Genomic DNA, 15,674 nt, shown 5'->3' on the forward strand with positions numbered 1-15,674 from the left:
TCAACCTCCAACGCCCAATTCGCGCGCCAGCGCATCGACGCGGGCGAGCCCATCCTTGTCCTGCGCCAGCGCCTTGTGGGCGCCGTCGAGCGCGGTCTTGGCCTTTTCCGTCTCGGCCAGCACGCTATAGGCGCGAATGAGCCGCAGCCAGCCCTCGACGTCGGCGCCGTCCTGCTCGAGCTTGCCGCGCAGCCGCTCCACCATTGTGCGAATGGCGTCCATTCGCTGCGCCTCGGGCATTGCGGCGATCTTCGCGCCTTCCTCGCTCGCCGGCGCGGATTCGGGCGCAGGCGCGCCGCGCAATTGCGCGAGCAGCGTTTCGACGCGCGGACGCCAAGGGGCGTCGGCTGGACCGTCGGCGAGCAGCTCGGACCAGATCTGCTCGGCCTTTTCGCGCGCGCCCGTCTGCGCCGCCTCGAGGCCCTTGTAGAAGCGCGCCATGGCGGATTTCGGGTCGAGCGCCAGCGCCGCATCGAACTCGCTCATGGCCTCCGCCGTCACGCGGCCTTCCGAGGCCAGCACGCGCGCTTCGCCCAGCGCATTGTGGCGATGCGGCGTCGGCCCCAGCAGGCGCAGCGCTTTCTCATAGGCGGCGGCGGCCTCGGCCGGGCGGCCATTGCGCAGATAGAAGGGAGCGATCACCTCATAGCCGCGTCCATCCTCGGGATGTTCGGCGAGATGCGCCTCGATGCGCGCCACGGCGCTCGCAATGTCGGTGTGGCCGGGCTTGGCCTCCAGCCGCGCCTCGAGCGAGGCGTCCGGCAGATCGGGACGGCCGAGCTTGCCATAGAGCAGCAGCGCGAGTGCGGGGATCAGAATGATCGCGCTCGCCGCCGCCACAATGGCGTTGCGGCGGGAGGAGGCGGCGGCGCCAGAGCTCGCGCCGCGGGCGCGCAGCAGGCGGCGGGCGGCCTCGGTCCGCGCGGTCTCGGCGTCGGCGGCGGAAAGGCGCCCCTCGGCGCTCTCGCGCTCGATCTCGGCGATCTGCTCCTCGAAAAAGGCGATGTCGGGGGCGGCGGCGTCCGCGGCGTCGCTTTTGCGGGCGAGCGGCCATAGCACGCTCATGACTGCGGCGCCGGTCAGGAGAGCGAAGAGAAGCCAGATCATGGCCCGGCTGTTTAGAGGGAATCCGACTGAGAGGGAAGGGAGATAGAATTTCCGTGCGTCACCGCGAACGGAGCGTCGCGAAAGCTTCGAGCGCTCTTTGGCGCGCGGCGGCGTGATCGACGATGGGGCGCGGATAGGTCTCGCCGAGCGTCACGCCGGCCTCGCGCAGAATGCGCTCCGGCGCGGCCCAGGGCTTGTGGATGTATTTGGCGCCGAGCTGCGCCAGCTCCGGGACGAAACGGCGGACGAAAGCGCCGTCGGGATCGAATTTCTCGCCCTGCAGCACGGGATTGAAGATGCGGAAATAGGGCGCGGCGTCGGCGCCGCAGCCGGCGACCCATTGCCAATTGCCGGAATTATTGGCGAGATCGGCGTCGACAAGCGTGTCCCAGAACCAAAGCTCGCCCTCCCGCCAGGGAAGCAGCAGATGCTTCACCAGAAAGGAGGCGGCCACCATGCGCAGGCGATTGTGCATGAAGCCCGTGCGCCACAGCTGGCGCATGGCGGCGTCGACCAGCGGATAGCCGGTCTCGCCTTTTCGCCAAGCGGCGAGGGCGCCTGCGTCATTCGCCCAGGGGAAGTGCGCGAAGGATTTGTCGAGCGGCGCCTCCGGCATATCGGGATGGGCGGCGAGCAGATGGCGCCAAAATTCCCGCCAGCCGAGCTCGCGCAGAAAGGCGCTGCGCCCCGCCTCTGGCGCAGCGGCGGTCGCGCTCCAGATCTGCAATGGCGAAATCTCGCCCCAATGGAGATGCGGCGAGAGGCGCGAGGCGCCGTCTTTCGCCGGAAAATCCCGCAGCAGAGCATAGGCGCCTATGCCATCGCGCAGAAAATCGGCGAGGCGCCGCTGCGCGCCGGCCTCGCCCGGCCGCCAGCTCTCGCGCAGGCCTTTCGCCCAATCCGGCTTTTTCGGCTGCAGCCGCCAATCGTCGAGCCGATCGCTCGCGGGGGCAGGCGCTGCGAGGAGCTTTTTCGGCGCGGGCAGTGGCGGCGCCGGCTGCAGAAGCTCGGCGAGCGCGCGCCAGAAGGGCGTGAAGACGCGGAATGGCTTCCCTTGCGCATTGCGGATCGAGCCCGGCTCGGCGAGCCGCGCGCCGGCGAAGCTTTGCGTCGAGACGCCTTTTTCGCGCAGCCTCGCGTCGATCCGCGCGTCGCATTCCGTCGCCCAGGGCTCATAGATGCGGCTGCGATAGACGGCGGCGGCGCCGGTCTCTGCGACGAGGCGCAACAGCTCCGCCTGCGCGTCGCCGCGCCGCAGCGTGAGCGGCGCGCCGCGCTTTTCGAGATCGCGCGAGAGGGCGGCGAGGCTCTCGTGCAGCCACCAGCGCGAGGCGCCGCCGAGCCGCCATTCGCCGCCTTCTTTCTCATCGAGAATGAAGACGGGGATCAGCGGCGCGCCAGAGGCGACGGCGGCGCTCAGGGCGGAATTGTCGGCGAGCCGCAGATCGCGCCGAAACCAGATTATGGCCGGCGCGCTCAACGCCTCACCTGCGGCGGGTGCGCAGGCTGCCGTAGAAATAATAGAGCGCGAGCCCGGCCGCCATCCAGACGAAGAGGCGGATCCATGTTTCGATCGGCAGCGCGCCCATCAGCGCGAGACAGGAGAAAATGCCGCAAATCGGCACCCATGGAATGCCCGGCGCGCGGAAGGGACGATGCAGCTCCGGATTCTTGCTACGCAGATAGAGCACCGCGCCGCAGACGAGCGCGAAAGCGGAGAGCGTGCCGATCGACACCATCTCGTCGAGAATCTCTATGGGGAACAGGCCGGCGGCGATCGCCACCAGCGCGCCGACGACGATCTGGCTGATCGCCGGCGTTTTATAGACCGGATGCAGCCTGGCGAAGACGGGCGGCAGCATGCCGTCATGCGCCATGGAGTAGAAGACGCGCGTCTGGCCGAAGAGTAGCGCCAGAATGACGGTGGTGAGGCCGGCGAGCGCGCCGATCTTGACGATCCACGCCATCCAGGAGGCGCCGGTGGCGTCCATGGCCACGGCGATCGGATCCGGCACATTGAGCGTCGTATAGGAGACGACGCCGGTCGCGACCGCGGCGACGCCGACGAACAGAATGGTGCAGATGGCCAGCGATCCGATGATGCCGATCGGCACGTCGCGCTGCGGCAGCTTGGCCTCCTGCGCCGCCGTCGAGACCGCGTCGAAGCCGATATAGGAGAAGAAGACGACGGAGGCGCCGCGCAACACGCCGCTCCAGCCGAAATGGCCGAATTCGCCCGTGTTCTCCGGTACGAAAGGCGTCCAATGCGCCTGATCGATATAGGAGACGCCGAAGAAGATGACGATCAGCACCACGGCGAGCTTCACAAAGACGATGAAATTGTTGAAGCGCGAGGATTCGTGCGTGCCGCGCGCGAGCAGCAGAGAGAGCGCCAGCACCACCAGCGCCGCCGGCAGGTTGAAGACGCCATGGCCGGCCGCCGCGCCCGCATGGCTCGGATCGGCGAAATAGGCCGTCGTCCATTCCGGCGGCAAATCAATTCCCAATCCATGCAGAACGCGGTTGAAATAGCCGGCCCATCCGACCGCGACAGTCGCCGCGCCGAGGCCATATTCGAGCACCAGATCCCAGCCGATGATCCAGGCGAAAATTTCGCCCAGCGTGGCGTAGGTATAGGTGTAGGCGCTGCCCGCGACGGGAATGAGCGCCGCGAGCTCGGAATAGCAGAGCGCGACAAAGGCGCAGGCGAGTCCGGCGAGCGCGAAGGAGAAGACGACGCCCGGCCCGGCGAATTTCGCCGCCACAGTGCCGGTGAGCACGAAAATGCCGGCGCCGATGATGCCGCCTATGCCGAGCGCGGTGAGCGAGAAGGGCCCGAGCGCGCGCGCGAAATTGCCGCCGTCCTCGAGATGATTCTCGGCGAGAATTTCATCTACGCTCTTGCGAGCGAAAAAATTGCGCGTCGGCGCAGGCGCGCCGGTCGTCGTGTCTTGCACCACGAGGAGACCCCTTCTCAGCATCGGCGCCGACGCGAAATCGCGCAGCCCGTGATCGGGCCGCGATTATGGTTGCGCTGTGAATAGGATACAAGAGGCGCAGGCGCGACCGGAGCCATGGCGGAATTGTCGTGTTTCCGACGCGGGCCGCCGCGCGACTTCGCCGAAAGAGCCGAATCGTGCGGTTTCGGTCGCGAAACGCCGAGGCGCTCGCGCGCGGCTCGGTTGTTGCAAGTCTTCGCCGATACTCCCCCGGCGCCCGGCCGGGCCAGCTGGAGCGGCGCGATGAATCCGCGTTTTGGTTATCTCTGCCTGTTCGACAATCCGACCTCGGAGGCCGGCCGCGCCTTGACGCGCCAGCTCATATTGGTGCGCGAAGCCGAGCGAATGCGTTTCGACGACATATGGTTCGCCGAGCATCATTTCGACGATTATTTTCCGAGCGGCGCCTGCTCGGTGATGCTCGGCTATGCGGCCGGCGTCACCATGCGCGCGCGCATCGGCTCGGCGTCCTTCCTGCCGGCGCTGCACGATCCGGTCCAACTCGCGGAAGACGTCGCCAGCATCGATCTCCTGACCAAGGGGCGCTTCAATTTCGGCGTCGCCAGCGGCGCGGATTTTCCCAAGCAGACGGTCGATTTCGGCATTGCGCCGGAAGACGCCAATGCGCGCGGGCTGGAGGCGCTGGAGCTCGTCGAGCGCCTGTTCGCCGAGAGCGAGGTCACGCATAAGGGCAAATATTTCTCGGTCGAGAAGCTGAGCCTCGCGCCGCGGCCCGAGCAGAAGGTGCCGAGCTGGATCGCGACGACCGAGGAGAGCACGATTCGTCTCGCCGCGCGCAAGGGCTATGGGCTCATGGCCGCGGCGACTTGCGGCAATGAAGAGCTACGTCGCATTCTCGACATCTATAAAAGCGAGGCGCCGGAGGGCGATCCGCGTCTCATTCTGGCGCGTTTCGGCTTTGCGACGCAGGAACGCGACGAGGCGGTGTCGATCGCCACGCCCTATCTCGAGGATTATTGCGCCAAGGCCAATGCGACGCGCGTCGGCGAGGCGCTCGATCCGCAGGCGCTTTTGTCCATGTCGCTGGTCGGCAGCTATAAGGAGGTCGCCGACCATGTGAACAGGCTGAACGAGGAGTTCGGCGTGCATGGAATCGCGGTCATTCCGACGAGCGCGCAATTCGATACGGTGAAGCGCTGCCTCGCGGCCTTCGTCGACGAAATCCGTCTGCGCCTGCCGGTGGATTGAGGCGGGAGCCGCTTCCCGCCAGCGGCTCTCGCTATTTCTCACTTGAGCTGATCGGCGACTTTGTCGAGCGCCGCCTTGGCGCAGGCCTCGTCCTTGTCGCCGCCCGGCGCGCCGGAGACGCCGACGCCGCCGATCACGACATCGCCCGCCTTGATCGGCAGAGCGCCCTGCGCCGCGATCACATTGGCGAGATGCACGGCGCTCGTCGTCGGATTGTCCTTCACCCGCTGCGCGAATTCGCCCGACGGCGTGCGGAATGTGCGCGAGGTGTAGGCCTTGCGATGGCTGTTTTCGAAAGTATGCGGCGAGGCGCCGTCGCCGCGAATGGCGATGAGAATCTGACCCTGCTCGCCGACCACCGTCACCGAAATGCGATAGCCCTGCTGATAGCAGGCGTCATAAGCGGTCTGCGCGATGGCGAGCGCGATCGGCGTCGAAAGAGTTTTCTGCGTGACGAGTTCGGCATGGGTGGGAGCGAGCGTCGCAATGAGCGCGCCGGCGGCGGCGAAAGAGGCGAGGATTTTCGACTTCATAGTCACTCCGGGGAATGCGCGATGTCGTGACGGAATGTCTCGATCGAACCCGAATGGGACGATAAATCGATAATTGCTATAGACTATATTTCAAGTCAAGCGATTTGCTAGGGTTTGGCTGCGCGGCTCCCATTCTTCGAGCGTCGGCGCTGCGAGACGATAATTCTCTCATTATACCCAATAAAAGAAGGATAATTCGTTGTACGCGGATGCGGCGCCATCGTCGAACGATGCGGCCAAAAATGCTTGACCACGGCCGAAATCGCCCATTACAAAATATGTTCCAAATGGGATTTATAGATGACGAAATCGAAGCCTTCCGCCGTCGCCGAACCGCCGCTCCGCAGTGGGATGGAAAATTCCGAGCGCCTCGCAGATACGGTCGCGCGGCGGCTCGAGCGATTGATCACGCGCAAGGGACGCAGCTTGGAGCGCATCGCCGAATTGAGCGGCGTCGACGCCGCGGAGCTGCGCGCGATCGTGGACGGATCGACGGCGGCGACGATCGCGCATCTGTGGCGTATCGCCAATGCGATCGGCGTTCCCTTCGGAAGCCTCGTCGCCGCGAAGGAGCGCAGCGGCGTGCTCGTGATGCGCAAGGCCAGCCCGCAGGTCATCGGATCGCAGGACGGAAATTTTCTGTCCCGCCCTTTGTTTCCTTACGACAGCGCGCGTCCTGTGGAGTTCTACGAAGTCACCATAGCGCCGCTGCATCGCGAGCGCGCCGAGGCCCATGCGCCGGGCGCGAAGGAGACGCTGGTCATCGCGCAGGGCGAGATCGAGATCGTCGCGGGACGTGAGCCGCCGGTGCGACTCGCAGCGGGCGATGCGGTCGATTTCCTCGCCGACGTGCCACACAGCTATCGCAATCTCGGCGAGACGCCGGCGATAATGTTTTTGGTGATGTCCTACGCAGACCCCGAAGCGACGATCGACGATTGATCGAGGGAATGCGGCTGCGCCCGACGTCGTGACAGCGGCGGCGTGGAGCGGGCAAAATTTCGACCATAATCCTGTCTTTTTTGTAGACTTTATGAATCGCCCCGCTTAAACTCCACTTACAGCATCGGAAATTAGCCGTGCATGTCGCGGAATTCAGAGGCTACCTCTTACGAAAGCACATGCAGTCGATAGGCCGTAGAGAAACGAGGGTTGCGGGCTCATGACGAAGACATTGAAAAGATCCGTGATCGCAATGATGTTGAGCGCCTCCGTGGCCGCCCTCGCGATCGCCGAGGAGCAGAAGGCTCCGGCCCAGGATTCGCCGCGCGCGAGCAAGCCGCATTGGGCGTGGCAGCCGGTCTATCAGCCCTTCGCGCCCGATGTGCAAAAGAAGGATTGGGCGCGCGCGTCCTTCGACGCCTTCGTGCTCGCGAAGATCGAAGCGCGCAAACTGACGCCGTCGCCGGAGGCCGATCGCGCCACTTTCATCCGCCGCGCGACGTTGGACGCCTGGGGCCTCATTCCGACGCCCGAAGAGGTCGCGGCTTTCGAGAGCGACGCCAGCCCCGACGCCTATGAGACGCTCGTCGATCGTCTGCTCGCTTCGCCGCGCTACGGCGAGCGGCAGGCGCGGCTGTGGCTGGATCTCGCGCGCTACGCCGACAGCGCCGGCTTCCAGAACGACAATAATCGCCTCAACATGTTTCGCTACCGCGATTATGTGATCGGCGCCTTCAACGCGGACAAGCCCTATTCGCAATTCATCCGCGAGCAGATCGCGGCGGACGAGATCGCGCCGGGCGATCAGGAGGCCCTGGTCGCGACCGGATTTCTCGCCGGCTATCCGGACAACAGCAATTCGCGCGATCTGGTGCAGCGCAAATATCAGATCACGACGGATATAGTGGACACGGTCGGCCAGGCGATCCTCGGCACGACGGTCGGCTGCGCGCGCTGCCACAATCACAAGACCGACAAGTTCACGCAGAAGGATTATTACTCGCTGCAGGCCTTCTTCGCCAACACCGCCTTCGACGAGCGGCTGCCGGCCAAGAAGGGCGAGGTGGAAGCCGAATTCCAGAAGGAGCAGGCCGTCTATAACGAGGCGACCAGGGCCATTCGCGCGCGGCAGAAGGAGATCATCGACTCGGTCCGCGAGGCGGCGCTCAAATATCACAAGGAGCGCTATCTCACCGACAGCCGCGAATCGATCTTCAAGCCGAAGGACCAATGGACCGCATTGGACCGCTGGGTCAACCACCGTCTCGATTCGGTGACGAACGACGCCGCCCTCGCCGGTTTTCTGCGTTATGCCGCCGATGACAAGAGCGCGCCCGAGCACAGCAAGGAGATCGTCGAGAAGGCGGACGAATATCAAAAGCTGACCCAAGAGCTGCGCAAGTTCCAGAATGTGCGCTCGAACAAGGGCTCGCTCAATTATACCGCCGCCACCGAGCTCGGCCATAGCGATGCGCCGCCCACCTATATTTTCTTCGGCGGCAATCACGAGAAGCCGCTCGAGGAGGTGCAGCCCGCCTTCCCCGATGCGATGACGAGCGAGACGCCGGACATAAAGCCGACGGCGACCTCCTCCGGCCGCCGCACCGCGCTCGCCGATTGGCTGGTGAGCGAGAAGAACCCGCTCACCGCCCGCGTCTTCGTCAATCGTGTTTGGAACCAATATTTCGGCAAGGGAATCGTCGGCACGGTCAGTGACTTCGGCAAGGCCGGCGACAAGCCGACCAATCAGGAGCTGCTCGATCATCTCGCCTTCACTTTCGTGAAGGACGGCTGGAGTGTGAAGCGGCTGCATCGCTCCATCCTGCTCTCGGCGACTTATCGTCAATCCTCCGACTATCGTGAGGATGTCGCCAAGGCCGATCCCGAGAACAAGCTGCTCGCCGTCTTCCCGCGCAAGCGTCTCGAGGCGGAAGAGATTCGCGATTCCATTCTGCTGGCGTCCGGCCATCTGAACGAGCGCGTCGGCGGACCGAGCGTGTTTCCGCCCATCCCCGCCAATCTCGTCGGCAGCGGCAATTTCAACAATACGGATCCTTCCTGGACGACCTCGAAGGACCCGCAGGATCACGTGCGTCGCAGTCTCTATATTTTCACGCGGCGCAGCCTGCCCTATCCGCTGCTGGAAACCTTCGACATGGCGAATCCGCAGCAGATCCACAGCAAGCGCGATGTGACGACGACGCCGCTGCAGGCGTTGACGCTCTACAACAGCGATCTCGTCTTCCAATGGTCGCAGGCGCTCGCGGGCCGGGTGATCGAGGAGGCGGGCGACAATGAGCGCGCGCAGATCGAGCGGCTCTATCTGGTCCTCTTCGGTCGCAAGCCGAGCGAGGCGGAGACGAAGGCGCTGAACGCCTTCCTCGACCAGCATCAAAAGACGATCGCCGCCAAGGCGGAGAACGGCAAATTGTCGCTCGCCGTTCCAGTGACGACGAAAGCGCGTTTCGTCGATCCGCTGCGGGCGTCGGCCTTCGTCGATCTCGTGCACACCGTCGTGAACAGCAACGACTTCGTCTATCGCTTCTGAACCAGGGAGAGCAGACAATGCTCATCGAGACATCGCGTCGCGAATGGCTGCGCAGCGCAGCCTATGGAGTGGGTGGTTTCGCCGTCGGCGGCATGATGCCCGGCGGCGGCTGGCTCGGCGTTCCGCAGGCCAACGCCGCGAGCTTCGTCGATCCGCTGGCGGCCACGCAGCCGCATTTCCCGGCCAAGGTGAAATCGGTCATCTGGCTGCATATGGACGGCGCGCCGAGCACGCTCGATCTCTACGACTACAAGCCCGAGCTCGAGCGGCTCGCCGGGCAGGACACTCCGGCCTCTTTCCTCGAGGGCATCAAGACCTCGACTCAGGGCGGCGTCGGCAAGCTCTTCGTCTCCAACAAGCGCAGCTGGAAGCAATATGGCGAGAGCGGCGCCTGGTTCTCCGACCTCCTGCCCAATCTCGCCCAGCACGCCGACAAGCTGACCTTCGTCAAATCCAGCGTCACTGTCGGCGCCACGCACGACATTTCGATCTTGAAGCTCAACACCGGCGATTTGAGCCCCGGCCGTCCCTCGCTCGGCGCCTGGGTGGCTTATGCGCTCGGCGCCGCGAACCCAGATCTGCCGCCCTATGTCGTGCTCTATGGCGGCCAGCGCGAGCCGCGCGCCGGCTCGGTCAATTGGAGCTCGGGATTTCTGCCGGCGGTCTATCAAGGCACGGCGTTCCGTCCCGGCGCGCAGCCGATATTGCATCAGGCGCCGCCGGAGCTGATCGGCCTGGAGCAGCAGCGCGAGAGCCTCGACCTCCTGCATCGGCTCAACGATCTTCGCTCCGCCGTGCGCCCCGACGACAGCGAGCTCGCGGCGCGGACCAATTCCTACGATCTCGCCTATCGTATGGAAGCCACCGCGCCGGAGGCCGTCGATCTCTCCAAGGAAACCGAGGCCACGAAGGCGCTCTACGGCCTCGACAATGAGGCGACGGTCAACATGGGCACGGTGCTGCTGCGCGCCCGTCGTCTCGTCGAGCGCAATGTGCGCTTCGTGCATGTCGTGTCCGGCCCGATCAATGCGCTCGGCCAGGGCGACGACGCCAGCTGGGATGCGCATCGCGCGCTCGAGCGCAATCACGGCAATCATGCGCGCGCGATCGACAAGCCGGTCGCCGGCCTGCTCGCCGATCTGCAGTCGCGCGGCCTGCTCGACGACACGCTCGTCGTGTGGACGTCGGAATTCGGCCGCACGCCCTACGGCCAGAGCGGCGATGGGCGCGATCATAATCCGTGGGGCTATACGCAATGGCTCGCCGGCGGCGGCTTGAAGCATGGCCTCACCTATGGCCGCACCGACGAGCTCGGCCTCAAGACGGTCGAGAATCCGGTCGACACCTATGACCTTCACGCAACTGTGCTGCAGCTCCTCGGCCTCGATCATCTGAAGACGATCTATCTGCGCGCCGGCCGCGCCGAGCGTCCGACGGTCGTCTATGGCAAGGTCGTGAACGACATTCTCGCCTGACGAGAGGCGCCGGAGCCATGGGGCTCCGGCGCGCCCCGCATTCGAAAACCTCGAGCAGGATTTCAAAGCAGCGTCATGAGCCGCAATCCCGCCTATCGCATTTTCCTCACACGTTCGGCGCTCTGCGCCATCCTCGTCGCCACGCCGGCGCTGGCGGCGCTGGACCTGCGCGATTACGACGACGATCTGATGCGCGATCTCGAAAAGACCATCAAATATTTCGAGCCGGACATCACCGCGCAAAATGCGCAGGCGGCGAAAGAGGATGCGGAAGTGCTGCTCGATGGATTTCGCTATACGGAGGACTATTTCGCCAAGCGCGGCAAGGACGACGCCGTGGCGATCTCCCGCGACGGCGCGCGCCTCGTCGCGGATGTCGTCGCCAAGGTCGACATCGGCGAATTCGAAGCCGCAGCCGCCTCGGCGCGCGAGGCGACGCAAGTCTGCAAATCCTGCCATGAAATCTACAAGCCCCGTCTCGCACGCTGAGCCAGAGGAAATTTCGATGACGCGTAAGACCGCAAACGAGTTCCCGCCCGGAATTTTGAAACTCTTCGATCTCTTCGTGCATGGCGACATCGATCGCCGCGGCTTCGTCGAAGGCGCCAAGACATTCGCCATCGGCGCCGCGGCCGCGACGGCCTTCCTCGAGGAGCTGCAGCCGCGCTTCGCCGAGGCGGAAGTGGTCAAGAAGGACGATCCGCGCATCATCGGCAAGACGATCGAGGTTCCCTCGCCGGAGGGCAATGGCGTGGCGAAGGGTTATTTCGTGCAGCCCGCCAAGCCGCAGGGCAAATTGCCGGCGGTGCTGGTGATCCACGAAAATCGCGGTCTCAATCCGCACATAGAGGATATCGCCCGCCGCCTCGCGCTCGCCGATTTCATCGTCTTCGCGCCGGATGCGCTGGCGCCGCTCGGCGGCTATCCCGGCGACGAGGACCAGGCGCGCCAGCTCTTCCAAAAGCTCGATCAGCCGAAGACGCGCAATGATTTCATCGCCGCCTTCGGCGCGCTGAAGAATTCCCCGCTCGGCAATGGCAAGGTCGGCGCTGTGGGCTTCTGCTATGGCGGCGGCGTGGTGAATTTCCTCGCCACCAAATTGCCCGACCTCGCCGCCGGCGTTCCCTTCTATGGCGCGCAGCCGCCGGCCGAGGAGGTCGCGAAGATCAAATCCCCGCTGCTCATCCAATATGCGGGCGTCGACGATCGCATCAACGCCGGCTGGCCCGCCTATGAGACGGCGCTGAAAGCCGCTCACGTCGATTATCAGGCCTTCGTCTATCCGGGCGTGCAGCACGGCTTCAACAATGACACGACGCCGCGCTATGACGCCGCGGCCGCCGAGCTCGCCTGGAAGCGCACCGTCGATTTCTTCAACGCGCGTCTGCGCGCCTGACCGGATAGGACACGCTATGAAAGCCACGACGCTCTTCCTCGGCCTCGCGCTCGGCGCCGCCTCGACGGCGCTATTCGCCGCCGGCGCCTTTGCGCAGCAGGCGGCGACGCCCGCTGCTCCTGCGCCCGCGGCTACAGCGCCTGCTGCTCTTGCGCCCGCTGCTCCTGCAGCCGCCGCGCCCGTCACGCCGCAGAACGATCCGGCCTATACCTATAAGACGCTGCGCCTCAATCGCGCCGCCTTCGACGCGCTGCTGGCGAAGCCGGAGACGCTGCTGGTTCTCGACATTCGCCGGCCCGACGAACTGACCAAGATCGGCGGCTTCCCCGCCTATCTGAGCATTCAGACGAAAGACATTCAGAAATATCTCTCCTTCATTCCGCGCGACCGGCTGATCGTCACCGTCTCCAATCGCGCGCATCGGGCCGGCGCCGTGGGCGATATTCTCGCCGGGCTCGGCTATCATGTCGTCGGCGCGATCGGCGTGCGGGACTATCAGGACGAGGGCGGAGTTCTGACCAAGATCGAGCCCCCGGCGCCGACGGCCGCCGCTGCGGCGCCGGCCAATAGCGCCAAGTGAGGCGAAGATGCGTAAATCTGCAATTCTCTCGGCGATGCTGGCGGCGTTCGCCGCTTCTCCCGCCTCTGCCGCTCTGAAGACGGGCGCCGCCGCGCCCGATTTCAGCGCGCCGGCCGCGATCGGCGGAAAGGACTTCGTCTTCTCTTTGGCCGAGGCGCTGAAGAAAGGACCCGTGGTCCTATATTTCTACCCCAAATCCTTCACGCGCGGCTGCACGATAGAAGCGCATGAGTTCGCCGAAAATTACGACAATTTCGCCGCGGCCGGCGCATCGCTGATCGGCGTTTCCGCCGATTCGATCGCGACGCAGCGCGAATTCTCCACCAAGGAGTGCCGCGACAAATTCCCCGTCGCCGCGGACCCGAATTTCTCCATCATCGACGCCTATGACGCCAAGCGCGACCGCCCGGCGCAGAATGGCGCCGCGGTCTCGGACCGCATCTCCTATGTCGTGACGCCGGACGGCAAGATCGGCTCGACCTTTGTGAGCGCCGATCCGCTCGAGCATGTCTCACAAACGCTGCAATTCGTACGACAATGGCGGGACAGCCACAAGCACTGAAAGCCCAACCTCTGCATAAAGGGACGAATATGAGTCGGCATTTCAATACCGCGCGCGCGCTCGTCGGCGGCGCGCTCGTCGCCGCTTGCGTTGCGATAAGCACGGCCGATGCGCAGGCGCCCGGCCCCTCTCCGGCGAAAATCGCGGTCGAGAATCGCAAGGCGGAATTCACGCTCATCGGCAATTTCTTCCGCTGGTTCGGCGCCGTCGCCAGGGGCAACGCCCCCTATGACGAGGCCGAGGCGAAGAAGCGCGCCGCGCGCATCGCTTATCTCGCAGAGTTTCTCGACGAATCCTTCCCCGAGATTTCCAATGTCGGCGAGCCGGACAGCAAGGCGAAGCCGGAGGTCTGGAAAGAGAAGGCGGATTTCGACAAGAAGCTCGCCAAATTCAAGGACGACGCCCGCATCTTCGCGGAGACGGTCGCCAAGGAGAAAGGCGCGACCGAAGCCTTCAAGACCGCGGTGGCGAACCTCGGCCAGGACTGCAAGGGCTGTCACGACTCCTACAAGGCGAAGTGAGCCCGAACGCGACAGCGCGACGAGACGAATGACAGCAGTAATCGACAGGCCGCCCGACACAGGGGCGGCCGCGCAATCGAAAGAACGGCGGCTGGTGTGGGATCTGCCTTTGCGGCTGTTCCACTGGTCGCTCGTCGTCTCCTTCATCGGCGCCTATGTGACCAACAGGCTCGGAGTCGCCTGGTTCGATTGGCATGTGCGATTCGGCTACGCCGTCCTCACGCTCGTCGTCTTTCGCGCGCTCTGGGGCCTGTTCGGCGCCGAGCACGCGCGATTCGCGAGCTTTCTGCGGCATCCGCGAGAGGCGTGGCTCTATGGGCGTCGCCTTTTGCGTAACGAGGCGCCGCTCTACCCCGGGCACAATCCGCTCGGCGCGCTGATGGTCGTCGCTCTGCTGCTCGGCCTATTGGCGCAGGCGACGATGGGGCTGTTCGCCAATGACGAGATTTTCAATGTCGGCCCCTTCGCCAGCGCGGTGAGCAAGGAGACGAGCCTTCTGCTCACCTCTCTGCACAAGAGGGGTTTCTATGTGCTGGCGGCCGCGGTTTTCATTCATGTCGCGGCGGTGATCGCCTATCTGGCGGTGAAGCGCGAAAACCTCGTGCGCGCCATGATCACCGGCTATAAGCGCGCCGAATCCGTCCATCCGAAGGATGAGATCACGAGCTCCCGCCTGCCGCTGGCGGCGCTGTTGCTGCTTCTCGTCGCTCTCGCGCTCGCCGCGCTGACCTCGCTCGCGCCTGTCGTCGGCGCCGGGGGCGATGGGTTTTGAGCAGAGAGCGGCGCCGCGGCGACGAAAAAGCGCCGGCGCTGCGGCGTCCGGCGTCGAGCCCGCCGCAGCGGAAATCGACCTGCGCCCCGAGTTCGACAAGAATGGAGCGAGACAGCGGCGCCAGGCGTCGTCATTCGATGGGACGTGGTTCGACGCCGCTCGGGCGATGAAATGATGGCGCGTTTTTTTCCGGCTCGATGGCGATGGTCGCGGTCATTTTTGGTGCGAGCAGCAAGTCCGCATTGGGAGCGTCGAGAACGATCCTATATGAAGCGGCTTTGGCGGCGCCGGGCGCCAGCCTGGAGATTTGCGTCACTTGTCCGGAGAAGACGCGTTTCGGGAGAGACGCGACGACGAAGGTCGCGGGGCTTCCGATTCTCACCTCTCCTATCTCGTCCGCTTCATGCAGGATCGCGTCGATCTTCACGACGCCGGGGTCGGTGGAGACGAGGAAAAGCGCCTTGTGCGCGTCGCCGACCGTTTGTCCGACCTCCGCGTCACGCGCGACCACTGTTCCCGCGACCGGTGCCGCGATCTTCGTTCGGGCGAGATCGTCTTCCGCTGCGCGCAGAGCCGCGCGGCTCGAGGCGTAGGACTCTTCCTCCGCCGCCACGCGTCGCTGCGCCGCTTCGAGCATCGTCATAAAACGGGCCTTCGGCCGGCCGCTTTCGATCTGCTTCCTGACGCGCGCCAGATGGGCCTTCGCCTGCTCGAGCCGGCGTGTCGCCGAGGTGAGATCGGCCTTGCTCTGCGAGGCGATGGTCCGATACGGCCCAGGATCGATCTCGGCGCAGATCTGGCCCGCCACGACCTTGGTTCCACGATCGCAATAGACCGCTTCGATCCTTCCCGAAATACGCGTCTCGATCGGCGTCGCGCCGATCGCCTCGACGACGCCTTCCGCCGTCACCGACGGCGAACGAAAGGGGCTCCCCCACCGGCCATAGAGCCAGACGCTTCCCAGCATGATCGCGAGCGCGAGCGCGCCGAGCGCCAGCCGTCGGCGCCATCTCGCGCCGCGCATCGCGTC

The 15,674-nt window shown here is 64.9% G+C and carries 15 protein-coding genes; 10 read left to right on the plus strand and 5 right to left on the minus strand.

Features of this window, described 5'->3' with window-relative positions; all coding sequences use genetic code 11:
* Genes ccmI through KP010_RS13415 form a run of 3 tightly spaced genes read right to left on the minus strand, consistent with a single transcriptional unit; the run spans nt 1 to nt 4,067 of the window.
* The gene (gene ccmI / locus KP010_RS13405; RefSeq protein ID WP_142862775.1) at nt 1–1,107 is read right to left on the minus strand and encodes a c-type cytochrome biogenesis protein CcmI; all 1,107 of its coding nucleotides are present in this window, start codon (nt 1,105–1,107) and stop codon (nt 1–3) included.
* Nucleotides 1,108–1,165: 58 nt separating this feature from the next.
* Entirely contained in the window at nt 1,166–2,587 is a 1,422-nt protein-coding gene (locus KP010_RS13410) for a deoxyribodipyrimidine photo-lyase (RefSeq protein ID WP_142862774.1), read from the minus strand.
* A 4-nt stretch (nt 2,588–2,591) separates the two neighbouring features.
* Nucleotides 2,592–4,067 (minus strand): amino acid permease, encoded by a 1,476-nt coding sequence (locus tag KP010_RS13415; RefSeq protein WP_142862773.1) that lies wholly within the window; start codon nt 4,065–4,067, stop codon nt 2,592–2,594.
* A 282-nt stretch (nt 4,068–4,349) separates the two neighbouring features.
* Here KP010_RS13415 and KP010_RS13420 point away from each other — a divergent pair, with 282 nt between their 5' ends.
* Complete coding sequence (locus tag KP010_RS13420) at nt 4,350–5,315, plus strand: LLM class flavin-dependent oxidoreductase (RefSeq protein WP_246659825.1); 966 nt, start codon at nt 4,350–4,352, stop codon at nt 5,313–5,315.
* 38 nt (nt 5,316–5,353) lie between these two features.
* Here the strand turns inward: KP010_RS13420 and KP010_RS13425 are convergent, their stop codons facing one another.
* Nucleotides 5,354–5,848: a heme-binding protein gene (locus tag KP010_RS13425; RefSeq protein WP_142862771.1), complete on the minus strand. Its 495-nt coding sequence runs from the start codon at nt 5,846–5,848 to the stop codon at nt 5,354–5,356.
* A gap of 300 nt (nt 5,849–6,148) precedes the next feature.
* Here KP010_RS13425 and KP010_RS13430 point away from each other — a divergent pair, with 300 nt between their 5' ends.
* From KP010_RS13430 to KP010_RS13470, 9 genes are all read left to right on the plus strand, one after another.
* The gene (locus tag KP010_RS13430) at nt 6,149–6,790 is read left to right on the plus strand and encodes a helix-turn-helix domain-containing protein (protein ID WP_142862770.1); all 642 of its coding nucleotides are present in this window, start codon (nt 6,149–6,151) and stop codon (nt 6,788–6,790) included.
* Between the two features lie 220 nt (nt 6,791–7,010).
* Nucleotides 7,011–9,338 (plus strand): DUF1549 and DUF1553 domain-containing protein, encoded by a 2,328-nt coding sequence (locus KP010_RS13435; RefSeq protein WP_142862769.1) that lies wholly within the window; start codon nt 7,011–7,013, stop codon nt 9,336–9,338.
* Nucleotides 9,339–9,355: 17 nt separating this feature from the next.
* Nucleotides 9,356–10,813, plus strand: coding sequence for a DUF1501 domain-containing protein (locus KP010_RS13440; protein WP_216280960.1), 1,458 nt, complete (start codon nt 9,356–9,358; stop codon nt 10,811–10,813).
* Nucleotides 10,814–10,888: 75 nt separating this feature from the next.
* Nucleotides 10,889–11,302 (plus strand): hypothetical protein, encoded by a 414-nt coding sequence (locus KP010_RS13445; RefSeq protein ID WP_142862767.1) that lies wholly within the window; start codon nt 10,889–10,891, stop codon nt 11,300–11,302.
* Between the two features lie 16 nt (nt 11,303–11,318).
* A complete protein-coding gene (locus tag KP010_RS13450) occupies nt 11,319–12,209 on the plus strand; it encodes a dienelactone hydrolase family protein (RefSeq protein ID WP_108915376.1) in 891 nt (296 codons plus the stop codon).
* A gap of 16 nt (nt 12,210–12,225) precedes the next feature.
* Nucleotides 12,226–12,789, plus strand: a complete 564-nt coding sequence (locus KP010_RS13455) for a rhodanese-like domain-containing protein (protein ID WP_246659824.1) — start codon at nt 12,226–12,228, stop codon at nt 12,787–12,789.
* A gap of 7 nt (nt 12,790–12,796) precedes the next feature.
* Nucleotides 12,797–13,351 (plus strand): peroxiredoxin, encoded by a 555-nt coding sequence (locus tag KP010_RS13460; protein ID WP_166141387.1) that lies wholly within the window; start codon nt 12,797–12,799, stop codon nt 13,349–13,351.
* A 29-nt stretch (nt 13,352–13,380) separates the two neighbouring features.
* Nucleotides 13,381–13,872: a cytochrome c gene (locus KP010_RS13465; RefSeq protein WP_142862764.1), complete on the plus strand. Its 492-nt coding sequence runs from the start codon at nt 13,381–13,383 to the stop codon at nt 13,870–13,872.
* Nucleotides 13,873–13,900: 28 nt separating this feature from the next.
* Nucleotides 13,901–14,644, plus strand: coding sequence for a cytochrome b/b6 domain-containing protein (locus KP010_RS13470; RefSeq protein ID WP_142862763.1), 744 nt, complete (start codon nt 13,901–13,903; stop codon nt 14,642–14,644).
* Nucleotides 14,645–14,774: 130 nt separating this feature from the next.
* Here the strand turns inward: KP010_RS13470 and KP010_RS22780 are convergent, their stop codons facing one another.
* Nucleotides 14,775–15,668: an efflux RND transporter periplasmic adaptor subunit gene (locus KP010_RS22780; protein WP_370464666.1), complete on the minus strand. Its 894-nt coding sequence runs from the start codon at nt 15,666–15,668 to the stop codon at nt 14,775–14,777.
* Between the last annotated feature and the right edge of the window lie 6 nt (nt 15,669–15,674).

Source organism: Methylosinus sp. KRF6, assembly GCF_018887255.1.
In the GTDB taxonomy this organism is placed as follows: domain Bacteria; phylum Pseudomonadota; class Alphaproteobacteria; order Rhizobiales; family Beijerinckiaceae; genus Methylosinus; species Methylosinus sporium.